Annotated in this window: 17 protein-coding genes and 4 tRNA genes; 11 read left to right on the top strand and 10 right to left on the bottom strand. The window is 60.8% G+C overall.

Annotated elements, in window-relative coordinates; translation table 11 throughout:
* The first annotated feature begins 100 nt into the window (after positions 1-100).
* The 4 genes from malQ (at position 101) to msrB (ending at position 7,161) form a co-directional block, all read left to right on the top strand.
* Positions 101-2,290 (top strand): 4-alpha-glucanotransferase, encoded by a 2,190-nt coding sequence (gene malQ, locus G5367_RS15775; protein WP_040068254.1) that lies wholly within the window; start codon positions 101-103, stop codon positions 2,288-2,290.
* 82 nt (positions 2,291-2,372) lie between these two features.
* Positions 2,373-4,550, top strand: a complete 2,178-nt coding sequence (gene glgB / locus G5367_RS15770) for a 1,4-alpha-glucan branching protein GlgB (RefSeq protein ID WP_139478271.1) — start codon at positions 2,373-2,375, stop codon at positions 4,548-4,550.
* Positions 4,550-6,706 carry a glycogen debranching protein GlgX gene (gene glgX / locus G5367_RS15765; RefSeq protein WP_421294641.1) on the top strand — a complete coding sequence of 719 codons (2,157 nt, stop codon included), beginning with the start codon at positions 4,550-4,552 and terminating at the stop codon, positions 6,704-6,706. The genes glgB and glgX overlap by 1 nt, the downstream gene beginning before the upstream one ends.
* A gap of 68 nt (positions 6,707-6,774) precedes the next feature.
* Complete coding sequence (msrB, locus tag G5367_RS15760) at positions 6,775-7,161, top strand: peptide-methionine (R)-S-oxide reductase MsrB (protein WP_005362957.1); 387 nt, start codon at positions 6,775-6,777, stop codon at positions 7,159-7,161.
* Between the two features lie 72 nt (positions 7,162-7,233).
* On the opposite strand, the gene chrA is transcribed toward msrB, so the two are convergent.
* Both chrA and G5367_RS15750 read right to left on the bottom strand, forming a co-directional pair.
* The gene (gene chrA, locus G5367_RS15755; protein WP_421244586.1) at positions 7,234-8,385 is read right to left on the bottom strand and encodes a chromate efflux transporter; all 1,152 of its coding nucleotides are present in this window, start codon (positions 8,383-8,385) and stop codon (positions 7,234-7,236) included.
* A gap of 82 nt (positions 8,386-8,467) precedes the next feature.
* Entirely contained in the window at positions 8,468-8,914 is a 447-nt protein-coding gene (locus G5367_RS15750; RefSeq protein WP_164536081.1) for a nucleotide triphosphate diphosphatase NUDT15, read from the bottom strand.
* A gap of 206 nt (positions 8,915-9,120) precedes the next feature.
* Between G5367_RS15750 and G5367_RS15745 the strand changes: the two genes are divergently transcribed.
* Complete coding sequence (locus G5367_RS15745) at positions 9,121-9,348, top strand: hypothetical protein (RefSeq protein ID WP_005335715.1); 228 nt, start codon at positions 9,121-9,123, stop codon at positions 9,346-9,348.
* A 145-nt stretch (positions 9,349-9,493) separates the two neighbouring features.
* Positions 9,494-9,811: a hypothetical protein gene (locus G5367_RS15740; protein ID WP_201958292.1), complete on the top strand. Its 318-nt coding sequence runs from the start codon at positions 9,494-9,496 to the stop codon at positions 9,809-9,811.
* A 136-nt stretch (positions 9,812-9,947) separates the two neighbouring features.
* On the opposite strand, the gene G5367_RS15735 is transcribed toward G5367_RS15740, so the two are convergent.
* Both G5367_RS15735 and G5367_RS15730 read right to left on the bottom strand, forming a co-directional pair.
* Entirely contained in the window at positions 9,948-10,424 is a 477-nt protein-coding gene (locus tag G5367_RS15735; protein ID WP_005304871.1) for an Lrp/AsnC family transcriptional regulator, read from the bottom strand.
* A 311-nt stretch (positions 10,425-10,735) separates the two neighbouring features.
* Positions 10,736-11,359, bottom strand: coding sequence for a helix-turn-helix transcriptional regulator (locus tag G5367_RS15730; protein WP_236351056.1), 624 nt, complete (start codon positions 11,357-11,359; stop codon positions 10,736-10,738).
* Between the two features lie 106 nt (positions 11,360-11,465).
* Between G5367_RS15730 and G5367_RS15725 the strand changes: the two genes are divergently transcribed.
* Together G5367_RS15725 and G5367_RS15720 are read left to right on the top strand one after the other, a co-directional pair.
* Complete coding sequence (locus G5367_RS15725; protein WP_421244579.1) at positions 11,466-12,695, top strand: MFS transporter; 1,230 nt, start codon at positions 11,466-11,468, stop codon at positions 12,693-12,695.
* A 110-nt stretch (positions 12,696-12,805) separates the two neighbouring features.
* Positions 12,806-13,624 (top strand): Cof-type HAD-IIB family hydrolase, encoded by an 819-nt coding sequence (locus G5367_RS15720; protein ID WP_111900214.1) that lies wholly within the window; start codon positions 12,806-12,808, stop codon positions 13,622-13,624.
* A 51-nt stretch (positions 13,625-13,675) separates the two neighbouring features.
* Here G5367_RS15720 and G5367_RS15715 read toward each other — a convergent pair whose 3' ends face one another.
* Positions 13,676-14,239, bottom strand: coding sequence for a DUF2799 domain-containing protein (locus G5367_RS15715; RefSeq protein ID WP_421244580.1), 564 nt, complete (start codon positions 14,237-14,239; stop codon positions 13,676-13,678).
* Between the two features lie 206 nt (positions 14,240-14,445).
* On the opposite strand from G5367_RS15715, the gene G5367_RS15710 reads away from it, so the two are divergent.
* Complete coding sequence (locus G5367_RS15710; RefSeq protein ID WP_021229588.1) at positions 14,446-15,285, top strand: isopenicillin N synthase family dioxygenase; 840 nt, start codon at positions 14,446-14,448, stop codon at positions 15,283-15,285.
* Between the two features lie 211 nt (positions 15,286-15,496).
* Positions 15,497-16,810 (top strand): sodium-dependent transporter, encoded by a 1,314-nt coding sequence (locus G5367_RS15705; protein ID WP_421244581.1) that lies wholly within the window; start codon positions 15,497-15,499, stop codon positions 16,808-16,810.
* 3 nt (positions 16,811-16,813) lie between these two features.
* Here the strand turns inward: G5367_RS15705 and G5367_RS15700 are convergent, their stop codons facing one another.
* Complete coding sequence (locus G5367_RS15700; protein WP_058059681.1) at positions 16,814-17,533, bottom strand: substrate-binding periplasmic protein; 720 nt, start codon at positions 17,531-17,533, stop codon at positions 16,814-16,816.
* Positions 17,534-17,964: 431 nt separating this feature from the next.
* Here G5367_RS15700 and G5367_RS15695 point away from each other — a divergent pair, with 431 nt between their 5' ends.
* Positions 17,965-19,278, top strand: a complete 1,314-nt coding sequence (locus G5367_RS15695) for a sodium-dependent transporter (RefSeq protein WP_421244583.1) — start codon at positions 17,965-17,967, stop codon at positions 19,276-19,278.
* A 305-nt stretch (positions 19,279-19,583) separates the two neighbouring features.
* Here the strand turns inward: G5367_RS15695 and G5367_RS15690 are convergent.
* The 4 genes from G5367_RS15690 to G5367_RS15675 form a co-directional block, all read right to left on the bottom strand.
* Positions 19,584-19,659 (bottom strand) — tRNA-Val (locus G5367_RS15690).
* Between the two features lie 16 nt (positions 19,660-19,675).
* Positions 19,676-19,751: transfer RNA gene (locus G5367_RS15685), tRNA-Lys, on the bottom strand.
* Between the two features lie 22 nt (positions 19,752-19,773).
* Positions 19,774-19,849 (bottom strand) — tRNA-Val (locus G5367_RS15680).
* Positions 19,850-19,866: 17 nt separating this feature from the next.
* Positions 19,867-19,942, bottom strand: a tRNA-Lys gene (locus tag G5367_RS15675).
* Positions 19,943-19,957: the final 15 nt, after the last annotated feature.

The following is a 19,957-nucleotide window of genomic DNA, read 5'->3' as shown; positions in this document are numbered from 1 at the left end:
TGCGCGGTTTAGCATGGCCAAAGAGCCACTGTTCAAGTACCACCCCATAAAAATCAAACAAAATAGTATAGATAGAATCCACAGCGGGAATTCTCAAACTATGACCACCCTGATTGAACAGCTGGCTGCCGCAAAAGGTATCGCCAGCGAGTATGTCGATGCCTGGGGCCACCCGGCCCAGGTATCAGAAGAGAGCAAGGCCGCCATGCTGGGCGCCATGGGCTACCGCGTCGATGACGAGGCCGCACTGGTGCAGCAGCTGGAAGAGGAGCATCGCCAGCACTGGCTGCGGGCGCTGGATCCTGTGATGGTGGTTCGCACCGGCGACGCCGTTACCCTTGAGGTTCGCCTCCCCATCGAATTCGTCAACGACGCCCTCACCTGGCAGCTCCAGCAGGAGCAGGGTGCTGTGCTGTCCGGTCAATTCACCCCCATCGAGGGTGAGCTGGTCGGCGTGGCCGAATTTGAAGAGATGGAGTGCCAGGCCTATCGCGTCACGCTGGATATGGCCCCTGAGCTGGGTTATCACCAGCTGGTGCTGCTGGAAGAGGGCAATGACGAGCCGCTGGCCACCATGCGCCTCATCGTCGCCCCCAAGGCCTGCTACAAGCAGGCGCCAATTGCCGATGGCCGCAAGGTATGGGGCCCGAGCGTGCAGCTCTACTGCCTGCGCAGCCGCCACAACTGGGGTATCGGTGACTTCAGCGATCTGGGCCAACTGGTTGAGAAAGCCGCCGCCTGGGGTGCCCACTTCGTCGGCCTCAACCCTATCCATGCCCTCTATCCGGCCAATCCGGAGAGCGCCAGTCCCTATAGCCCCTCTTCCCGTCGCTGGCTCAACGTAGCCTATATCAATGTGGAAGCGGTGCCCGAATTCCAGCAGAGCGATCGCCTGAAAGCGGAAGTGGCAAGCCCAGCCTTCCAGCAACATCTGGCCGATCTGCGAGCCAAAGAGAACGTCGATTACACCGGCGTGATCCAGACCAAACTCGGCATGCTGCGTCAGGTGTTCGATGAAGCCACCCTGAGCGCCGAGCGTCAGGCCGCCTTTGATGCCTTCGTGGCCGCCGGTGGCGACAGCCTGCAACAGCAGGCAGCATTTGATGCCCTGCAGGCCCACTTCTATGCCAAAGGCGAAAATGCCTGGGGCTGGCCGGTATGGCCGCAGGAGCTGCGCGATTACCACAATCCTGCCGTTGCCGCCTGGATGGCCGCGCACCCGCAAGATGTCAACTTCTACCTCTATCTGCAGTTCCTGGCCGACGAGCAGCTGGCGCAAGCCGATGCCCGTGCCAAGGCTGCCGGCATGGTGATGGGGATCTACCGGGATCTGGCAGTGGGCGTCTCCGAAGGCTCCACCGAGATCTGGGCCAACCAGGATCTCTACTGCCCGAAAGCCTCGGTCGGTGCGCCGCCCGATATCCTCGGCCCGCTTGGTCAGAACTGGGGCCTGCCCCCGATGAACCCGAACAAGCTGTTTGAAGCGGCCTACCAGCCGATGGTGGACTTGTTCCGTGCCAACATGCGCTCCTGTGGCGCTCTGCGCATCGACCACGTGATGGCCTTGCTGCGCCTGTGGTGGGTACCGCCCGGAGCGTCCGCCGCCAAGGGCGCCTACATCTACTATCCGGTCAACGATCTGCTGGGCATTCTGGCCCTCGAATCCCACCGTAATCAGTGCCTGCTGATCGGCGAGGATCTGGGCACCGTGCCGGAGGGGATCGACGTGACTCTGAAAGAGAACGGCGTCCACTCCTACAAGGTGTTCTTCTTCGAGCGCTCCAAGGAAGATGGCGGCTTTATCTCTCCGGCGCACTACACCGAGCAGGCGATGTCGGCCCTGACCACCCACGACATGCCGACCCTCAAGGGCTTCTGGCATTGCGACGACCTGGCGCTCGGTCGTCAACTGGGGCTGTATCCGGATGAAGATGTTTTGAAGACTCTGTATGCTGATCGCCACCAGGCCAAACAGCGGATCCTCGACAGCTTGCATGCCCACAAGGTCATCTCTGACAACATCAGTCATGACGTGAACTGGGTCGGCATGAACACCGAACTCAACCACGGTCTGCAGATCCACATGTCCCGCGGCAGCTGCGCCCTATTCAGTACCCAGCTGGAAGACTGGCTGGAGATGGACAAGCCGGTCAACGTACCGGGCACCAGTTACGAATACCCCAACTGGCGCCGCAAGCTCTCCGCTGATCTGGAAGATATTTTTGCCAATGAGGCACTCAAGGCACTGGCTGGCAAGATGAGCCAAGCCCGTGATGAGGCCAGTCGTTGAGACGCTGTCTCCCACAGCGCACTCACCTAAATCCACTCCGGCTTCGGCCGGAGTGGATGCTCTGTCATGAAAGGAAATCTCGATGCTCGTTGAACGTTTGGTTGCTGCCCGCTGTTCCGATCCCTTCTCTCACTTAGGCCTGCAGGCCAATCCGGATGGACCCGGCCTCAAACTGACCGCCTGGTTGCCTGATGCCCTCGAAGTTCGCGTCAAGGATCTCAAGTCGGGCAAAGTCGTTGCCACCCTGGCGCCCACCGATGAATCGGGTCTTTTTGAAACTGTTTTCACCCGCCGCAAAAACTCCTTCCCCTATCAGCTGATCGCCAGCTACCAAGATGCCACCACCGAGGTCATCGACCCCTATCAGTTTCAGGATGCCGCCTGGGCAGGCCTGGCCGAACTGACCGCCCAGCCGGAAAACCTCTACCACACCCTTGGCGCCCAGCTGCGCACCGTGGAGCATCTTGGCCAGCAGGTGGAAGGGGTGCGTTTTGCGGTCTATGCGCCGAGCGCCACCGCCGTGAGCCTCATCGGCGATTTCAACTTCTGGGATGGCCGCCGCCACCCGATGCAGCGCAGCCTCTGCGGTCACTGGGTGCTGTTTGTGCCGGGCCTCAAGGCTGGGGATCGCTACAAGTTCGAGCTCAAGGATCCCATGGGCAACCGGCTGCCCCACAAGAGCGATCCGGTCGGCTTTTACTGCGAGCAGTATCCGTCGTTCGCCTCCGTGGTCTATGACCACGCCCAGTATCAGTGGCAGGATGCCGAGTGGATTGCCAGCCAGCACAACGACAAGCGTGAGCAACCCCTCTCCATCTATGAGCTCCATGTCGGCTCCTGGAAGCGCCACCCCAACGGCGACAGCCTGAGCTGGCGCGAGCTGGCAGTGGAGCTGGTCGCCTACGTCAAGGAGATGGAGTACACCCACATCGAGCTGCTGCCGGTCTCCGAGCACCCCTTCAGCGGCTCCTGGGGCTACCAGCCGGTGGGCATGTTCTCCCCCACCAGCCGCTACGGCACCGCCGATGATTTCAAATACTTCGTCGACCAGTGCCACCAGGCCGGCATCGGCATCATTCTGGACTGGGTACCCGCCCACTTCCCGTCCGATGCCCACGGCCTGGCCCGCTTCGATGGCACCCCGCTCTACGAGTACGAGGATCCGCGCCGTGGCTGGCACCCGGACTGGAACTCCTACATCTACGACTTCGGCCGCGACACCGTGCGCCAATTCCTGGTAGCTAGCGCCCTGTTCTGGCTCGACAAGTTCCACATCGACGGCCTGCGGGTGGATGCGGTCGCCTCCATGCTCTATCTGGACTACTCCCGCAACGCTGGTGAGTGGGTACCGAACGTCGATGGCGGCAACCACAACTACGAGGCGATCAGCCTGCTCAAGTGGACCAACGAGGAGGTCTACGGTAAGTATCCCCACGCCATGACCATCGCCGAAGAGTCCACCGCCTTTGCCGGTGTCTCCCGCCCCACCTTCCTCGGCGGCCTCGGCTTTGGCTTCAAGTGGAATATGGGCTGGATGCACGACACCCTCACCTACATGCAGAAAGAGCCGATCCACCGCCGCTACCACCACAATGACATGACCTTCTCCATGGTTTACCACTATGACGAGAACTTCATCCTGTCGCTCTCCCACGACGAGGTGGTACACGGCAAGCACTCCATGCTCTACAAGATGCCGGGTGACGAGTGGCAGCAGGCTGCCAACCTGCGGGCCTATATGGGCTTCATGTACGCCCACCCGGGCAAGAAGCTCAATTTCATGGGCACCGAAATCGCTCAGAGCAACGAGTGGAACCACGACGCCCAGCTGCCATGGCACCTGCTGCAATATCCCAAGCATGCCGGTCAGCAGCGGCTGATCCACGATCTCAACCACCTCTACCGTCATGAGCCTGCCTTGTATCAGGCCGATTATGAGCAGACCGGCTTCCGCTGGCTGGATCACAACGATGCCGACAACAGCATCTTTGCCTGGCTGCGGGCGGACAAAGAGGGCAAGCAGGCTATTGTGGTGGCTTGCAACTTCACCCCGGTGCCCCGTATCGAATATCGGATCGGCGTCCCTGCGGCAGGCCACTATCGGGTGGTGCTCAACACCGACAGCGAGTATTACTGGGGCAGTAACTATGATGTAGGTCTGGTGTTCGCTGCCGAGCCGACCCCCTGGCAGGGGATGGCACACAGCATAGTGCTGGATCTGCCGCCGCTGGCGACCTTGTTTATCAAACAGGAGTCTTGATGCTTGTAATGGAAAAAGGGGTGGGCCACCCACTGGGGTCCCGCCTTGACGAGAACGGTTGCCACTTCTGCGTCTGGGCCCCCCAGTCGGACAAGGTGGAGATCTGCCTGTACGACGAGCAGGAGCAGGAGCTGGCGCGCCTCGAGCTGCCCGGCCGCCGTGGCCAGTATCGCTTTGGCTACGTACGCGGCGTAAAGGCCGGTCAGCGCTACGGCTACCGGGTCTATGGTACCCCGCAGGAGGGGATGCTGTTCGATCCGCAAAAACTGCTGATCGACCCCTACGCCAAGGCGCTCAGCCGTCCCACCTACTGGGATGAAGCCCTCTATCAGGGGGACAGTGCTAGGATGATTGCCAAGTCGGTGGTGGTGGATGACAGTTTTGACTGGCAAGGGGTTGGCAAACCCGGGATCAGCCCGGCCCGCACCATTATCTACGAGACCCACGTCAAGGGCTTTACCAAGCAGCACCCGGGGATCCCAAAAGCGCTGCAGGGCACCTACCTTGGCATCAGTCACCCGCTGGTTATCGAGCATATGAAGAACCTCGGCATCACCTCGGTGCAGCTGATGCCGGTGGCCGCCTTCATGTCGGAACCGCGACTGGAGCAGCTGGGACTGACCAACTACTGGGGCTACAACCCCATCGCCTTCTTCGCCCCTGAGCCGCGTTACAGCACCCGAGCAGACGAGGCAGTGACCGAGTTCAAGACCATGGTGCGCGAGCTGCACCGGGCCGGGCTCGAGGTGATCCTGGATGTGGTCTACAACCACACTGCCGCCTCTGGCTTCGACGGCCCTACCCTCTCGTTCAAGGGCTTTGACAACGCCGGTTACTACGCCTTCGAAGCAGGCCCCCACGGCCCGGACTACACCCGTCACGCCAACGTGACCGGCTGTGGCAACAGCGTCAATCTGGATCACCCCAACACCCTGCGACTGGTGCTCGATGCCCTGCGCTACTGGGTCACCGAGATGCAGGTGGACGGCTTCCGTTTCGATCTGGCGGTGACGCTGGCGCGGGAAGCGGGAGAGTTCGAGCCCATGGGAGCCTTCTTCAAGGCGGTGATGGCCGACCCTGTGCTGTCACAGGTCAAGCTCATCGCCGAACCCTGGGATATCGGCCCCTTCGGCTACCGGCTGGGTCAATTCCCGAGCCAGTGGCAGGAGATCAATGACCGCTACCGCGATACTGTGCGCGCCTTCTGGCGCGGTGATGCGGGCAAGATGGGGGACTTTGCCACCCGTCTGGTCGGCTCGCGAGATATCTTCCCGAAGAACTGGCGCTCGCCTCACAGCAGCGTCAACTACCTCTGCTATCACGACGGTTTCACCCTGGAGGATCTGGTCTCCTACAACCAGCGCCACAATCAGGCCAACGGTGAAGACAATCGGGACGGCCACGGCAACAACCTCTCCTATAACCACGGGGTAGAGGGGCCGACTCTGGATCCGCGGGTCAACAGCCTGCGCCAGCAGCAGAAGCGCAATCTGATTGCCACCCTGCTGCTCTCCCAAGGGACTCCCCACTTCCTCGCCGGGGACGAGATGGGCCGCAGCCAACTTGGCAACAACAACGCCTACTGTCAGGACAACCAGATCAGCTGGGTCAACTGGCAGTGGCGACCGGAGGATGAGCGGCTGTTCGCCTTCACCCAGCAGATGATGGCGCTGCGGGCGGAGTCCTGCGTCTTCTCCAACCTGCAGCTGAGCGACGACAGCTGGAATGGCACCCCGTCCAACTGCCATCAGGTCAACTGGTATCACCCGGACGGCCACCAGCTCACCGATCAGGATTGGCACGCCCCCATGGGGCAGGCGTTCGCCATGGATATCGGCATGATCAACTGTGTCGGCGAGCGCTGGTACGTGCTGTTCAACGCCAGCGACTACGATATCCAGTTCCGCCTGCCGCCGCCGGGGGAAGGGCTGGAGTGGATCCAGACCATCGACACCGCCACCAACGATGGGCTGCCCTTCCTGCCGGATGACATCAAACGGCAGGTGGCAGTCGGCCGGGCCCACTCCCTCAAACTGCTGGAGCGGGTGGCGCTGGCCAGCACGGCGGAGGATGCCCAACCACCGCAGCAGGAAATTCTCCCTGCATCCGGTGAGGAGATGGTTGCCACCTCGATCACAGATACAGGCAAAGCATAAGAGGCATGCTGGAGTCAGCTTTACGGAGCCGCTATGCTGGGCTCCGGTATGGATGGCAAGGAGTCGGTATGAGCAGTAACAATCCGGAACAGTGGCGCAGCAAACTGACCCCCGAGCAGTTTCACGTTTGCTGGGAGAAGGGCACAGAGCGCCCCTACAGCGGCGCCCTGCTCCACAATCGCAAGAGCGGCGACTACCTCTGTGTCTGCTGCAAGAGCGTGCTGTTTCACTCAGGAGCCAAGTTTGATTCCGGCTGCGGCTGGCCCTCGTTCGACAAGGCCATCGAGGGGACGGTGGAGTACACCGAAGACAACAGCCACGGCATGAAGCGGGTGGAGATCACCTGCCGCCAGTGCGGCTCTCACCTCGGTCACGTCTTCCCCGACGGACCGACCGAGACAGGCCAGCGCTACTGCGTCAACAGCCTGAGTCTGGATTTCGATCCCGAGGTCTGAACGGCTTACCCATTGCAATAAAACCGGCGCCTCCATCACGGAGGCGCCGTTTTTATCGGGATTTCACCGGCTTCACGCCAGCAGGATAGCAGCCATCACCAACAGGGCCGCGATGGCCGGCACCGGCAACTTCAACACCCGCAGCAGATAAAAGCCGATGGCCGCCAGCGCCAGATCGGTCGGCGCCAGCACCGCACTCTGCCACACCGGCTGATAGAGGGCCGCCAGCAACAAGCCCACTACGGCAGCATTGATGCCGGTGACAGCCCCCGCCAGACGGGGCCGGGCCAGCCACTGTTGCCAGCAGGGGCCCACCGCCCAGAGCAGCAGAAAACCGGGCACAAACAGCGCCAGGGTCGCCAACAGGGCCCCGATCATCGGCATCTCGGGCTGCAACTGGGCACCAAGATAGGTGGCGAGGGTAAACATGGGGCCCGGCACCAACTGGGCCAGGCTGTAACCGGTCAGAAACTGCTGCTCGTTGAGAGTGTGGCCCACGCTCTCTTGCAGTAGCGGCAACACCACATGGCCACCACCAAACACCAGACTACCGGCGCGATAGAAGTCGGCAACCAGCTGGCCAAGCGGACTACCGAGCAGCGGCAGACCGATAAAAAGGATGCCAAACAGCAGCAGGGTCGGCCAATGAGGCTGACTGCTGGCGGCAGAAAGCAACTCGGCGGAGGCTGGGCGACTACCCGCTCCGCGCTGGCTGCGGGCGCAGATAAGCGCCGCTCCCGCCAGCATCAACAGTTGAGTCAGCAGACCGGGCTGCCACCAGAGTGCCGCAGCGGTCACCACCATGATCCCTTGGGTCACTCCAGTGGCACAGAACTGACGACTCATGGTGAACACCGCATCGGCCACCACGATAAGCGCCAGCAGCTTGAGGCCGTGCAGCGCCGCATCGAGCCACAGATTGCTGCCCAGCTGGCCGATGCCGATCGCGGCCGCCAGTAGCAGCAGAAATGAGGGCAGCGTGAAGCCAAGAAAAGCAGAGAGCGCCCCGCCCAGACCGGCGCGATGACGACCGATGGCGAAACCAAGCTGGCTGGAGGCGGGCCCCGGCAGCAGTTGGCACAGCGCCAGCAAGCGGGCAAATTCGGCCTGTGTCAGCCAGCCGAGCCGCTGGACGAAGGTGCGCTGGAAATAGCCGATATGAGCGGCCGGACCACCAAAGCTGATGCAGCCCAGCCATAAAAACTGAATAAATACCTGTCCCACGCTCTTCTCCCTCATCCCTCTTCTCCCGATGGAGAGGGGATATTATGACAGCGCGATGATCGTTTTATGACTATCAGACTGATTAGGCCGACACCATGGGCACATCACCCGGCAGATAGCAGCGTCCCGCCAGCCAGCAGGCGATGGACTGACGGCTGGCGTCGAAATGGGGCTCGGGCAACGCGCGCGGATCGCACCAGACCCAGCCTTCGCACTTCTCCGGCTCCAGCAGTTGCGGTTCGCCATCGGCCTGGGCGTACAATGTCACCGAGATATAGTGCAACCCGCTCTCGCGCCAGGTCTCCAGATTGTTGGTCACCGCCACCACCTCGGGCCCATGGATCTCAAGTCCGGTCTCCTCGGCCACCTCGCGGATCGCCGCCGACTCGAAGCTCTCCCCCAACTCCAGATGACCACCCGGGATCGACCAGTAGGGGGCATGGCTTCCCTTGCGTTTGCCAAGCAGCACCTGGCCTTGGGCGTTGGTCAGGATGACGCCGACCCCGACGCGGGGATAGAGAGTGGACATGAAAACGCTCCTTCAATCAGGCAATAAAACGGCCCCACCTTAGGCCCAAGGAGGGCACAGGGCAAGCCCCGGCTGCACGGCACCTGCGCCTGTCGGTGGCCCCTCCCCTTGCCCCTTAACCGGTTATCACTGATGCTGGGGAGTGAAGCCCGGATGGAGAGGCCATTCCAATCCTCTCAGTCCCCCATCACCCCGAGGAGTCCGCCATGAAAAAATTGCTCCCCCTGTGCGCCCTGCTGCTCACGGCTTGCCAAACCACGCCGCCTCCCAACTCGCTCGCCATCGATGATGCCGACGCCTGGCAGGCCATTTGCAAAGATGGCACCCGGGTTCGCGCCGTGGTGGCAGAGGGGATCTGTGGGGATCATCGCGGGGTAGCCATGTGGACGAATAAGCCAAGAGCTGAACGGATGGCAGAAGAAGCCGCCAAATAGTGTGATCCAGGCACCATAAAATGACGCTGCCGGCCAATTGGCCGGATTTTTTCGCGATCTCGCCAGCACTTTGCCACCTTGTTCATGGTGCGCTCAGTTTTCTGTTCCCATACTGGCCCTACAGTTCCAAAAGAGGAGAGACAAGATGCAAACATCCATCGTTGGGCTCTCCATTCTGTGGGGGCTAGCCAGTTTTGGTGTTCAGGGGGATTTCATCGAGAGCCGTGATTCCGTTGCGCCATCCTGGCAAGCCGAGTCCAGAGTGGAGATGGAAGGTTATCTGATTGAATCGCTTGGCGAAGATCGCTGGGTGTTCGATAACGGCAGCGAGAGCCTGCTGGTCTCCCTGCCCGAGGGGCAGTGGGTGCCGACCGGCGAGCGGCTGCGAGTCAGCGGTGAACCGCAGCAGGAGCAGAGCGGCTGGCTGCTGCAGGTGGAAGACATCAGCCAGGTCAGCGTCTGACCACGGCAGTCGCCATTCCCCGTCACCGCGACAGCTAATCCAGACCCGATAACCACTACCGAATAACCAAGAGCGAATAGCAAAAGAGGAGGCCACTGGCCTCCTCTTTCTGTTTATATAAGCGGCTTGCGCGGGCTCACCCCAGATGGTTGAGCGGCAGCGCCGTCTTGTGCTTGATGCGGCGCAACACGAAGCTGGAGCGCACCCCGGTTACCCCCGGAATATGGGTCAGCTTGTCCAGCAGGAAGTGCTGATAGTGCTCCATGTCGCGCACCACCACCTTGAGCTGGTAGTCGGCATCATTGCCGGTGATGAGATCACACTCCAGCACTTCGGGCAGTTCGCTGATGGCACGATCGAAGTTTTCGAACCGCTCGGGCGTGTGTCTGTCCATGGAAATGTGAATGTAGGCGGTGAGGGTGAGGCCAAGCTGGCGGGCGTTGAGCAGAGTAACGTGGGTGTCGATGAGACCGGCATCCTCCAGCGCCTTGACCCGGCGGGAGCAGGGGGACGGGGAGAGCCCGACCAACTCGGCCAGTTCCAGATTGCTGATGCGGCCATTCTCCTGCATCAGCTCGAGAATATGTCTGTCTATGCGATCAAGTTTCAGCATTTACCCTTCCTCGTTGCAATGACTAATCTACTTTTTCTAGATTAAGGGTGAACTATTGCAAAAACAACCGAAATAAGTGGTTACTTTGCAACCACTCACCGGCACGGGAGGGATACTATGGTTACATCTTCCGGTGGCAAAGCAGATACCTGACCGGGTCTCTGCGGTGAAGGACCTTACCGGGTCAAGAGCCCCATCAGCCGTCTTACCTTATCGGGAAACGACGGGCTGGAACGAGAGAACCCCCTCCCCGAAGGCAACAAAGCAGGCATCCCGGCGCCTGCTTTGTTGTTTTTGGGCGTTTGACGAAATCAGAGCGCGGGCGGCGTGATGCGATAGAGGCAGCGATGCGCCCCCTCCAGCAGATATTGCTCCCGCTCCACCGTCGCCGGCGCCAGCAGCTGGCGAAACAGCGTCAGTTCGCTGCGACAGAAACCGCGGCAGGTGCGCGCCGCCGCACAGATGGGGCAGTGGCTCTCCCACAGCAGCCAGCTGCCATCCTCTTCGCGGCGGATCTCCGCCATGTAGCCCTCGCGAGTGCGCAGCTCCTTGAGCGCCGCCAGCCGGCCAGAGAGACCATGGGACCCCAGCGCCTCCTGATAACGAGCAAGCATCTGCTGCTCCCGCTGCTGGATCAGCCGTTCCATCCCCTCCTCGCCAAACAGCTCGCGCACGTTGTCGATCAGTTGCACGGTCAGGTCGCTATGGCTATCGGGGAAGCGCTGCCAGGCCTGCTCGGTGAGCTGCCACAGCCGCACGGGACGACCGCGCCCGCGGGCCTCGTCGCTGAATGTGACCCACCCCTCCTGCTCCAGCGTGAGCAGGTGCTGGCGGGCGCCCATGGAGGTCATCTGTAACTGCTCCCCCAGCGCGGCGGCGCTCTGCGGGCCATGGCTCTTGAGCAGAAACAGGATCTTGTCGGTGCTTGCGTTCATGGTCTCATTATGGGGATCGCCCTTTATTAAATCAACAATTCACTTTACTTAATCCCGCCTATGAATCAGCATAAATAAACCAATAACTTTACTTAATGGGTGCAACATGGAGAAACACGGGCACAAAAATCCCCTCTGGGTGCTGGTCATGACGGTCACGCTGGCAGTTGCAGGCTTCAGTCTCCCCTCCCCGGTATTGGCACCCTTGCTGCTGGATCCGGCCCACGGCATGCTGACGCCGGAAGCCTCCGACTGGAGCCGCAAGGTGTGGCTGGGGGTCATCATGGGGCTCTATCCCCTGTTCCAGCTAGTGGGCAGCCCCTGGCTCGGGCACCTCTCCGACCGCTATGGCCGCAAGCCACTGCTGTTGCTCTCGCTGGCGGGGGTACTGGCAGGCTATGCCCTGATGGCACTCGGTATCGCCTGGCGCTCCCTCCCCCTGCTGCTGCTCAGCCGGATTGTGGAGGGGCTATGCAACGGCAACATAGCCATCGTGCAGGCGATGGCGGCGGATCTCGCCGGCAAGGAGCACAAGGCACGCAGCTTCGCCTGGATCAACATCGGTATGAATCTGGGCTGGGTAGTGGGGCCGATGATCGGGGGCTACGCCGCGGTGATCTCGGGGGATTACAGTCTGGCCGCCTGGCTGGCGGTAGGAATGACCCTGCTCAACCTGTTGCTGGTCTACTGGCTGATCCCCTATCGTCCGCCGGTGGCGGCCACCCGTCAGGCAGCGACCCTCTCCAGCCGCCAGCTGTTGTTGCAACCGGCCCTGCTGCCCTACTTCGCGCTCACCCTGATCAGCTATGGCGCCGTGCAGCTCTATTTCACCTACTTCAATATCTGGCTGGTGGAGCGGCTGGCCTGGGATCCGGCCCAGCTGGCGCAGGCGGCGGTGCTGGTGAGCCTGCCCATGATGGCGGGCTCCTGGCTCGGCTCCCGCATCGCCCGTCACTGGCGCGGCAGCTCCCTCGGCATTGTCGGCCATCTGGTGATGGCGAGCGGTATGCTGCTCTTTATCCTGCCCGTGCACTGGTGGGGACTGGCGCTTACCTTCGTTCCCGCTGGCATCGGAATGAGTCTGGGAGAGCTGGCCACTTCGGTGGCGATCTCCAACCGCAGTCACCCGAAGCAGCAGGGGCAGGCGATGGGGCTCTACCGAGCCCTCGCCGTGGGCAGCGAGATCCTGGCGGTGCTGCTCGGCAGTCTGGTGCTGCTGGCCGGTACCGAGTGGCCCTTCTATCTCGCCACCCTCTGCTCCCTTGCCAGTGCCGCCGGTTTCTATCTGCTGCGTCGCCGTGCCGACCGTCGTCAACAGCTGGCAAGCTGCACCTGAGCCACGAAGGGATCACAGTTCGGCGCTTCGGCCGCGGGCAAGACTTGCATCGGGGCGCCGGGTCTGGGACGGTAAGGCTCTTTGCGGATTTGTTCGATGCTGGAGGAGCTATGAGTGAGTACAAGGCCATCGCGCTCGATATGGATGGCACCCTGCTGACCCGGGATCACAAGATCTCGTCGGCCACCCGGGCAGCCCTGGCGCAGGCCCGCGCCCACGGTATCAAGGTGCTGCTGGTCACGGGGCGCCACTACATGACGGCGCGTCCCTTCCACCACGAGCTGGCCCTCGATACCCCCCTCATCTGCAGCAACGGCGCCTATCTCTATGATCCGGTGCAGAACCGGATCCTCAGCGGCGACCCGCTGGCGGCCGCCCCGCTTACCGAGCTGCTGGCCGCGGTCGAGGCGCAGCAGATGGGCGCCCTGTTCCACCTGAGCGAGGGGATCGGCTACATCGGCTGCGAAGAGCATGTCACCCGCATCCGCCACTGGTCGGCCAATCAGCCGGACCACCTCAAGATCGCCCTCCACCCGGTTGAGGAGCTGGCAGGCTGGCTCGACAACCCGGTCTGGAAGCTGGAGCTGTTCAATCAGGATCCGGCACGCCTGCACACCTTTATGGGCGAGGTGGTCGAGCAGATGCCCTTTACCCGCGACTGGGCGGCCCCCTATGCGGTAGAGCTGGTACAGCCCGGTTGCAGCAAGGGCAACCGGCTTGCCCAGTGGGCAGCCAGCGAAGGGATTGCGATGGAGCAGGTGGTGGCGTTTGGGGATAACAACAACGACATCAGCATGTTCGAGCAAGTTGGGCTGGCGGTGGCCATGGGCAATGCGGCGCCGCAGATCCAGAGCCATGCCCATCGGGTCACGGCCGACCACAACGAAGATGGCATCGCACTTGCGCTACAGCGCTGGGTACTGCCCTGAGCTGACAAGGTGCAACATGGCCAGCACGCGGGCTGGCCATGAAGAGAGGGATTAACCGCCGAAGGAGAACTGAATCACCCGATCCGGATAACGCAGACGGTTGTACTCCCGACGCAGGGATTCGTAGTGGCGAATGGCCCGATCGCGCTTGGCGCGGTAGTAGTCGCGCTGTTCCGTGTTGGTTTCGTTGCGGATGCTGCGCTCCAGCGTATCGATATCCCGCTCGGTACGCTCCAGCTCGTCGCTGATCTCCCGCAGGCGGGCAGCCAGTTTGTACTCTTCGTAGCCACGCTGATACTGCTTGAGGAAGCTGGCATTATTGGGGCATACCCCCAGATAGGCCTGCCCCTCCTTGCCCTTGCTGTAGGCCAGCTCGGGAATGCAGTAGAGCTCCAGCCCCTTGTCGTAGCCCCGTTTCCACTCGGCTTCATCCACTTTGAGGCCATATTCGCTGCAAGACGAAACGTAATCGCGGGTCGCCTGACGGGTTTTGCCTTCCGATCCATCCTGATAACCCAGGTTGTACCAGCTCATGGTGCGGCACTCATCTTCTGACAGGGCACTGCATCCCGCCAGCAATACCGGCAGGGTCAGCAACAGGATTTTGGGGGACATGAACAGACTCCGGAAAAGATAGTGACCGGCATTCTAGAGAGGATAAAAGGCCATAACAAGGGATGCGCTCCCGTGCGGTCTGGCGCGGTTTATTTGATGTTTTTGTCACTATTAAACGCCGTGCCAGACGGGCGGCCAACCCGCTTTCCTTGTTATCAGGCGCAAGGTAAACTGCCCCATCTTTTAACTGGCGCGCAACAAAAACAATGAAAGTCCTGACCGTCGATTACCGCTCACCCGATGCGGCCCAACGCTTCACCGAATCCCTGCGAACCACCGGCTTTGGCGTGCTGACCAACCACCCCATCCCGAAAGAGCTGGTGCAGTCCATCTACGACAACTGGTATCGCTTCTTCATGAGCGAGCAGAAGCAGGATTTCCTGTTCAACCGCGAGACCCAGGATGGCTACTTCCCACCCTCGGTCTCCGAGGTGGCCAAAGGCCATAGCCAGAAAGACATCAAGGAGTACTTCCACATCTACCCCTGGGGCCAGATGCCGGAAGAGCTGAAGGAGCAGGCGATGGAATACTATCGCCTCGCCAACGGTCTGGCCGCCGAGCTGCTGGGCTGGGTCGAGCAGTACACCCCGGCCGATATCGCCGCCAACTACAGCAGCCCCCTCTCCTCGATGATCGAAGAGAGCCAGAAGACCCTGCTGCGGGTGCTGCACTATCCGCCGTTCGATGGTACCGAGGAGCCGGGCGCCATCCGCGCCGCCGCCCACGAAGATATCAACCTGCTTACCATTCTGCCCGCCGCCAACGAACCAGGGCTTCAGGTGAAGGGTTCCGATGGCGAGTGGATGGACGTGCCGTGCGACTTTGGCACCCTCATCATCAACATCGGTGACATGCTGCAGGAGGCCTCTCGCGGCTACTACCCCTCCACCACTCACCGCGTCATCAACCCGACCGGTGGCAGTGCCAGCAAGTCGCGTATCTCCCTGCCGCTGTTCCTCCATCCGCGCCCGGATGTAGTGCTCTCCGAGCGTCATACCGCCCACAGCTACCTGATGGAGCGGCTGCGGGAGCTCGGGGTGATCTAGTCCGCCGACGAGCAGTTGTCAGAGACCAAACCGGAGCAATCTCGCTCCGGTTTTTATTTGGTGGCAGGATTGGGCAAAAAACAGAATTAAATTAGCCAATCATGCCAATAAATCGCATTTACACCTGATAACCGTCGTAGTGATTGCGTCGTGACCTCCGTAACATGAGCGCCATTCTGCCCCTGCCAAGGGGCGCTCGATTGGAGTTCTTATGAAGCAGTCCCAATGGTCATCCCGACTCGGCTACATCCTCGCCGCAGCGGGTTCCGCGGTCGGTATCGGCGCAATCTGGAAATTCCCCTATGTCACCGCCGTCAACGGCGGTGGCGCCTTCCTGCTGGTCTTTCTGCTGTTCAGCTTCACCCTGGGGGTGGCGGTATTGATGGGGGAGACCCTGCTCGGCAGCATGAGTCGCCGCGGGGTAGTGGGTGCCTTCTCCGATCTGCTCGGCAAACAGTGGCGCTGGGTTGGGGTAATGGGGGTGATCTCTACCCTGCTCATCTACTGCTTCTACAGCGTGGTGGGCGGCTGGACCCTGGGTTATACCGGCATGGCCATCTCAGGCCAGCTCAACCATGGGGATGCGGCGGCCCTCACCGCCCGCTTCAATGACTATGTCAGCGGCGACGTCTGGCCAATCCTCACTCACCTGCTGTTTGCCGTCCTCACCTGGATGGTGGTGCAAGGGGGCATTCAGAAAGGGGTGGAGCGCACCCTGCGATGGATGATGCCAGCCCTGTTCCTGATGATCCTGATGCTGGTCGCCTTTGGCCTCACCCTGCCCAATGCGATGGCGGGAGTACGTCACTTCCTGATGCCCGACTTCAGCAAGCTGGGGATGTCCGGCGTGCTCGATGCCATGGGGCTGGCCTTCTTCTCCCTCTCCATCGGTCTTGGCATCCACACCACCTACGGCGCCTATCTGCCGACCAGCGAAGGGGTTGGTCGCTCCAGCCTCTGGGTGGTGCTGCTGGCCAGCATGGTGGCTGTGCTGGCGGGTTTGATGATCTTCCCGGTGCTGGCCTCGACCGGTATCGACCCGGCCTCCGGCCCCGGTCTCACCTTTATGACCATGCCGGCGGTATTTCAGCTGCTGCCCTTCGGTCAGGTGCTTGAGGTGATCTTCTTCGCCCTGCTGGTCTTTGCGGCGCTCTCCTCCGCCATCTCTCTGCTGGAGCATTTGCAATGCTTCCTGTGCGAGACTTGGGGCTGGTCCCGGCGCACGGCCTGCAGCGCCATCACTGGATTCGTCATGGTTAGCGGTGTTCCGGTCAGCCTGTCGTTTGGCCCGCTGCAACACGCCACCCTGTTTGGCAAAACCATTTTCGAGTTGCTGGACTTTGTCACCTCCAACCTGATGATGCCGCTGTTCGGCCTGATGCTGACGCTGCTGCTGGGCTGGAAGCTGGGACGCAAGGCGTTGCCGCAGGGGATTGCCAGCCATTGGCATCACCTGCTGATGAACTGCTGGCGCTGGATTGCCCCCTTGCTGATCGGCGGGATCTTGATTCGCGGTCTGGTGTGACGGTTACTCTTCGCGGGTGGGCTCATCGGCCCGCCCCTGTGCGGCTCTGACGGCCTCCAGGGCATGCTGCCAGCGGGTGATCTCGGCATCATCCGTTCCCTTGGAGAAGACGATATAAAGACCGGCCTGATGGAGCAGTACACCACTGCTGACAATGCTGCGCCGGGATAACCCCATCTTGTCGAGGGTGGCCTCCATCACCAGCTCCGCCATCGGCAAGGCATCGATCTTGCCCAGCATCAGCCGCTCTATCGCCTCCCCGACTGTCTTGTAGCGCACCAGATTGGTGTAGCCCTCATGGGTCAACCGCACATCATCGGCATTGCCCAGCACTACCCCCACTCTGGGCAGATCTCGCAGCTGTGCCAGCGAGGTCAGCGGGTGGCGACTATCCGGCGCCTGATAGATAAAGACCCTATTGATAAAAAGCGGGCCAACCCATTTGAAATGGGACTCCCGCTCCGGGAGCCGCTGTACCACGAACAGTCCATAGCCGGGCTCGACCCGTGCCAGCGCCAGCGCCCGCTTGAGCGGGTAAATCCGCACCGGATAACGGGTGCCAAGCTCCTCCTGCACCTCATCGATCAGGCGAATGGCAAATCCGTCGAGCTTGCCGTCGCGGTATTCGGTAAAGGGGGGTAAGTCGTGACTCAGCAGGGTTAATCCGGGCTGCGCCGACACACTCAGGCTGATCAGTAACCAGGGCAGCACCATCCATCTCATACGACATCCTGTCTCATCGTTGTTCCCGTCGGCGCCATGTCGCGGCCACTAGTTCCAGAAGAAGCTACGTCGATTATCGCCCAGTAAATAGCCACAAGGTAGAAAAGATACGGCCCGGCGAGGTTTTCCCCCACTGAGTTGTACGTATAGCCAGAGTGGTGACAGCGGCACACATAAAAAATTTTGATTTTATGTGTCAATTATTCTTTCCATGGTTTAGGCTGTTTCCCCATTCATTAGTCAGGTTGTCACCTCATGTCTGCCATCCTCGTGCTGTTTGGTCGATTTTTTAGCTCGCAAGAGAGGTGACCTTGCACGCACAGTTTTTCTGAATGTTCATTGCAAAGGTCGCCTCAGGCGGCCTTTTTTATGGTCTGTCGTTTATTGCTACTCAGGAGTATTGCTTCGATGTCGTGTTACCCGGAGGTTGTATGAGCCAGGTTCAGTGGTCTTCCCGTCTCGGTCATGTGCTGGCCGCAGCAGGCACAGCGATTGGCCTTGGTGCCATCTGGAAGTTTCCCTATGTGACCGCCACCAATGGCGGTGGCGCTTTTCTGCTGGTGTTTCTGTTGTTCAGCTTCACCCTGGGGGCAGCGGTACAGGTCGGCGAAACCCTGCTCGGCAGCCATAGCCAGCGCGGGGTGCTAGGCGCTTTTCGCAAACTGGTGGGGCCGAACTGGCGCTGGATGGGGTATATGGGGATCGCCTGCGGCTTCTTTATCTACAGCTTCTACAGCGTGGTGGGCGGCTGGACCGTGGGTTACGCCGCGCTGGCGATGGCTGGCAAGCTCAACCTGAGCGAGGGGAGCGCCCTCACCGCCCTGTTCAACGGCTATGTCAGCAACCCCTGGTGGCCGGTGCTGACCCATCTGATCTTCGCAGGCCTGACCTGGTGGTTCGTGCAGGGGGGTATTCAGAAAGGGGTTGAGCGGGCACTGCGCTGGATGATGCCCGCGCTCTTCATCATGATGCTGCTGCTGGTGGGGGTTGGCCTCTCCATGCCGGGCTCCATGGCGGGTGTACGCCAGCTGCTGCTGCCGGACTTCTCCATGCTGACCGGCCAGAGCGTGCTGGACGCGTTGGGACTGGCCTTCTTCTCCCTCTCCATCGGGCTCGGGGTACACACGACCTATGGCGCCTACCTGCCCAATAGCGAAGGGGTGCTGCGCTCCGGGGTCTGGGTGGTCACACTGGCAAGCCTTATCTCGGTGCTGGCGGGCTTGATGATCTTCCCGGCACTGGCCTCCACCGGTATCGACCCTACCGCAGGCCCAGGACTCACCTTTATGACCATGCCAGCCGTGTTCAGTCATCTGCCGCTCGGTCAGGGGCTGGGGGTAGTCTTCTTCCTGTTGCTGCTGGTCGCCGCCCTCTCCTCCTCCATCTCCATGCTTGAGCATCTGGTGCGCTTCACCACCGAGGAGTGGGGCTGGTCGCGCCGTGGTGCCTGCCGGGTGTTGACCCTGCTTATCATGGTCTCCGGCATTCCGGTGAGCCTGTCGTTCGGCCCATGGAGCTATCTGACCCTGTTTGGCAAGACCATCTTCGAGTTGCTCGACTATCTGACCTCCAACCTGATGATGCCGCTGTTTGGTCTGGTACTGACCCTGCTGCTGGGCTGGCGATTGGGTGATGCCATATTGCCTGCGGGCCTGTCACCCGCCCTGCGTCTGGCGCTGCTCTGGTGCTGGCGCGTGGTGGCGCCGCTGCTGATCAGCGGGATCCTGATCCGCGGGATCATGTAACACCTTGCGCATCCGTGCGGGCAGGCTTTGGCCTGCCCTTTTTATTGCTAGCGTTTGCTTTAACAGGCGTTCATATAAGCAGCATCACGATGGACAGGAGTGAAGTCAGTGGCCGTCGAACAATCTCGGAAGAGCAGGATGAAGAAGGATCGGAGTGGCAGAGTGGCGCAATAAGAGGTGGCGTTCGGCTCGCCACACCAGCAATAGAAGAAGTTGAAGTACTGAATTGCGGGCAAAAAAAATCCCCATCTGAATGGGGACTTTCTCTGCAATTGCAGCTGATATCTCAGCCTCGCTTGCGAATATGGTGGTCGTTACTGGGATCGAACCAGTGACCCCCTCCTTGTAAGGGAGGTGCTCTCCCAGCTGAGCTAAACGACCTGGGATTCTGAAATGATGGTGGGTCGTGCTGGATTCGAACCAGCGACCAATTGATTAAAAGTCAACTGCTCTACCGACTGAGCTAACGACCCATCTAAATCATTTTTTACAAACTGGTGGTCGTTACTGGGATCGAACCAGTGACCCCCTCCTTGTAAGGGAGGTGCTCTCCCAGCTGAGCTAAACGACCTGGGATTCTTGAAATGATGGTGGGTCGTGCTGGATTCGAACCAGCGACCAATTGATTAAAAGTCAACTGCTCTACCGACTGAGCTAACGACCCATCTAAATCATTTTT

The sequence above is a fragment of the Aeromonas sp. 604282 genome, from assembly GCF_049170575.1.
GTDB lineage: Bacteria > Pseudomonadota > Gammaproteobacteria > Enterobacterales > Aeromonadaceae > Aeromonas > Aeromonas veronii_A.
Note: the sequence above shows the minus strand (reverse complement) of the source record. Positions and strands in the feature narration are given on the sequence as shown.

Coding starts and splice junctions, on each gene's coding strand:
- malQ (WP_040068254.1), top strand. CDS start 101: ATGACCACCCTGATTGAACAGCTGGCTGCCGCAAAAGGTATCGCCAGC.
- glgB (WP_139478271.1), top strand. CDS start 2,373: ATGCTCGTTGAACGTTTGGTTGCTGCCCGCTGTTCCGATCCCTTCTCT.
- glgX (WP_421294641.1), top strand. CDS start 4,550: ATGCTTGTAATGGAAAAAGGGGTGGGCCACCCACTGGGGTCCCGCCTT.
- msrB (WP_005362957.1), top strand. CDS start 6,775: ATGAGCAGTAACAATCCGGAACAGTGGCGCAGCAAACTGACCCCCGAG.
- G5367_RS15750 (WP_164536081.1), bottom strand. CDS start 8,914: ATGTCCACTCTCTATCCCCGCGTCGGGGTCGGCGTCATCCTGACCAAC.
- G5367_RS15745 (WP_005335715.1), top strand. CDS start 9,121: ATGAAAAAATTGCTCCCCCTGTGCGCCCTGCTGCTCACGGCTTGCCAA.
- G5367_RS15740 (WP_201958292.1), top strand. CDS start 9,494: ATGCAAACATCCATCGTTGGGCTCTCCATTCTGTGGGGGCTAGCCAGT.
- G5367_RS15735 (WP_005304871.1), bottom strand. CDS start 10,424: ATGCTGAAACTTGATCGCATAGACAGACATATTCTCGAGCTGATGCAG.
- G5367_RS15730 (WP_236351056.1), bottom strand. CDS start 11,359: ATGAACGCAAGCACCGACAAGATCCTGTTTCTGCTCAAGAGCCATGGC.
- G5367_RS15725 (WP_421244579.1), top strand. CDS start 11,466: ATGGAGAAACACGGGCACAAAAATCCCCTCTGGGTGCTGGTCATGACG.
- G5367_RS15720 (WP_111900214.1), top strand. CDS start 12,806: ATGAGTGAGTACAAGGCCATCGCGCTCGATATGGATGGCACCCTGCTG.
- G5367_RS15715 (WP_421244580.1), bottom strand. CDS start 14,239: ATGTCCCCCAAAATCCTGTTGCTGACCCTGCCGGTATTGCTGGCGGGA.
- G5367_RS15710 (WP_021229588.1), top strand. CDS start 14,446: ATGAAAGTCCTGACCGTCGATTACCGCTCACCCGATGCGGCCCAACGC.
- G5367_RS15705 (WP_421244581.1), top strand. CDS start 15,497: ATGAAGCAGTCCCAATGGTCATCCCGACTCGGCTACATCCTCGCCGCA.
- G5367_RS15700 (WP_058059681.1), bottom strand. CDS start 17,533: ATGAGATGGATGGTGCTGCCCTGGTTACTGATCAGCCTGAGTGTGTCG.
- G5367_RS15695 (WP_421244583.1), top strand. CDS start 17,965: ATGAGCCAGGTTCAGTGGTCTTCCCGTCTCGGTCATGTGCTGGCCGCA.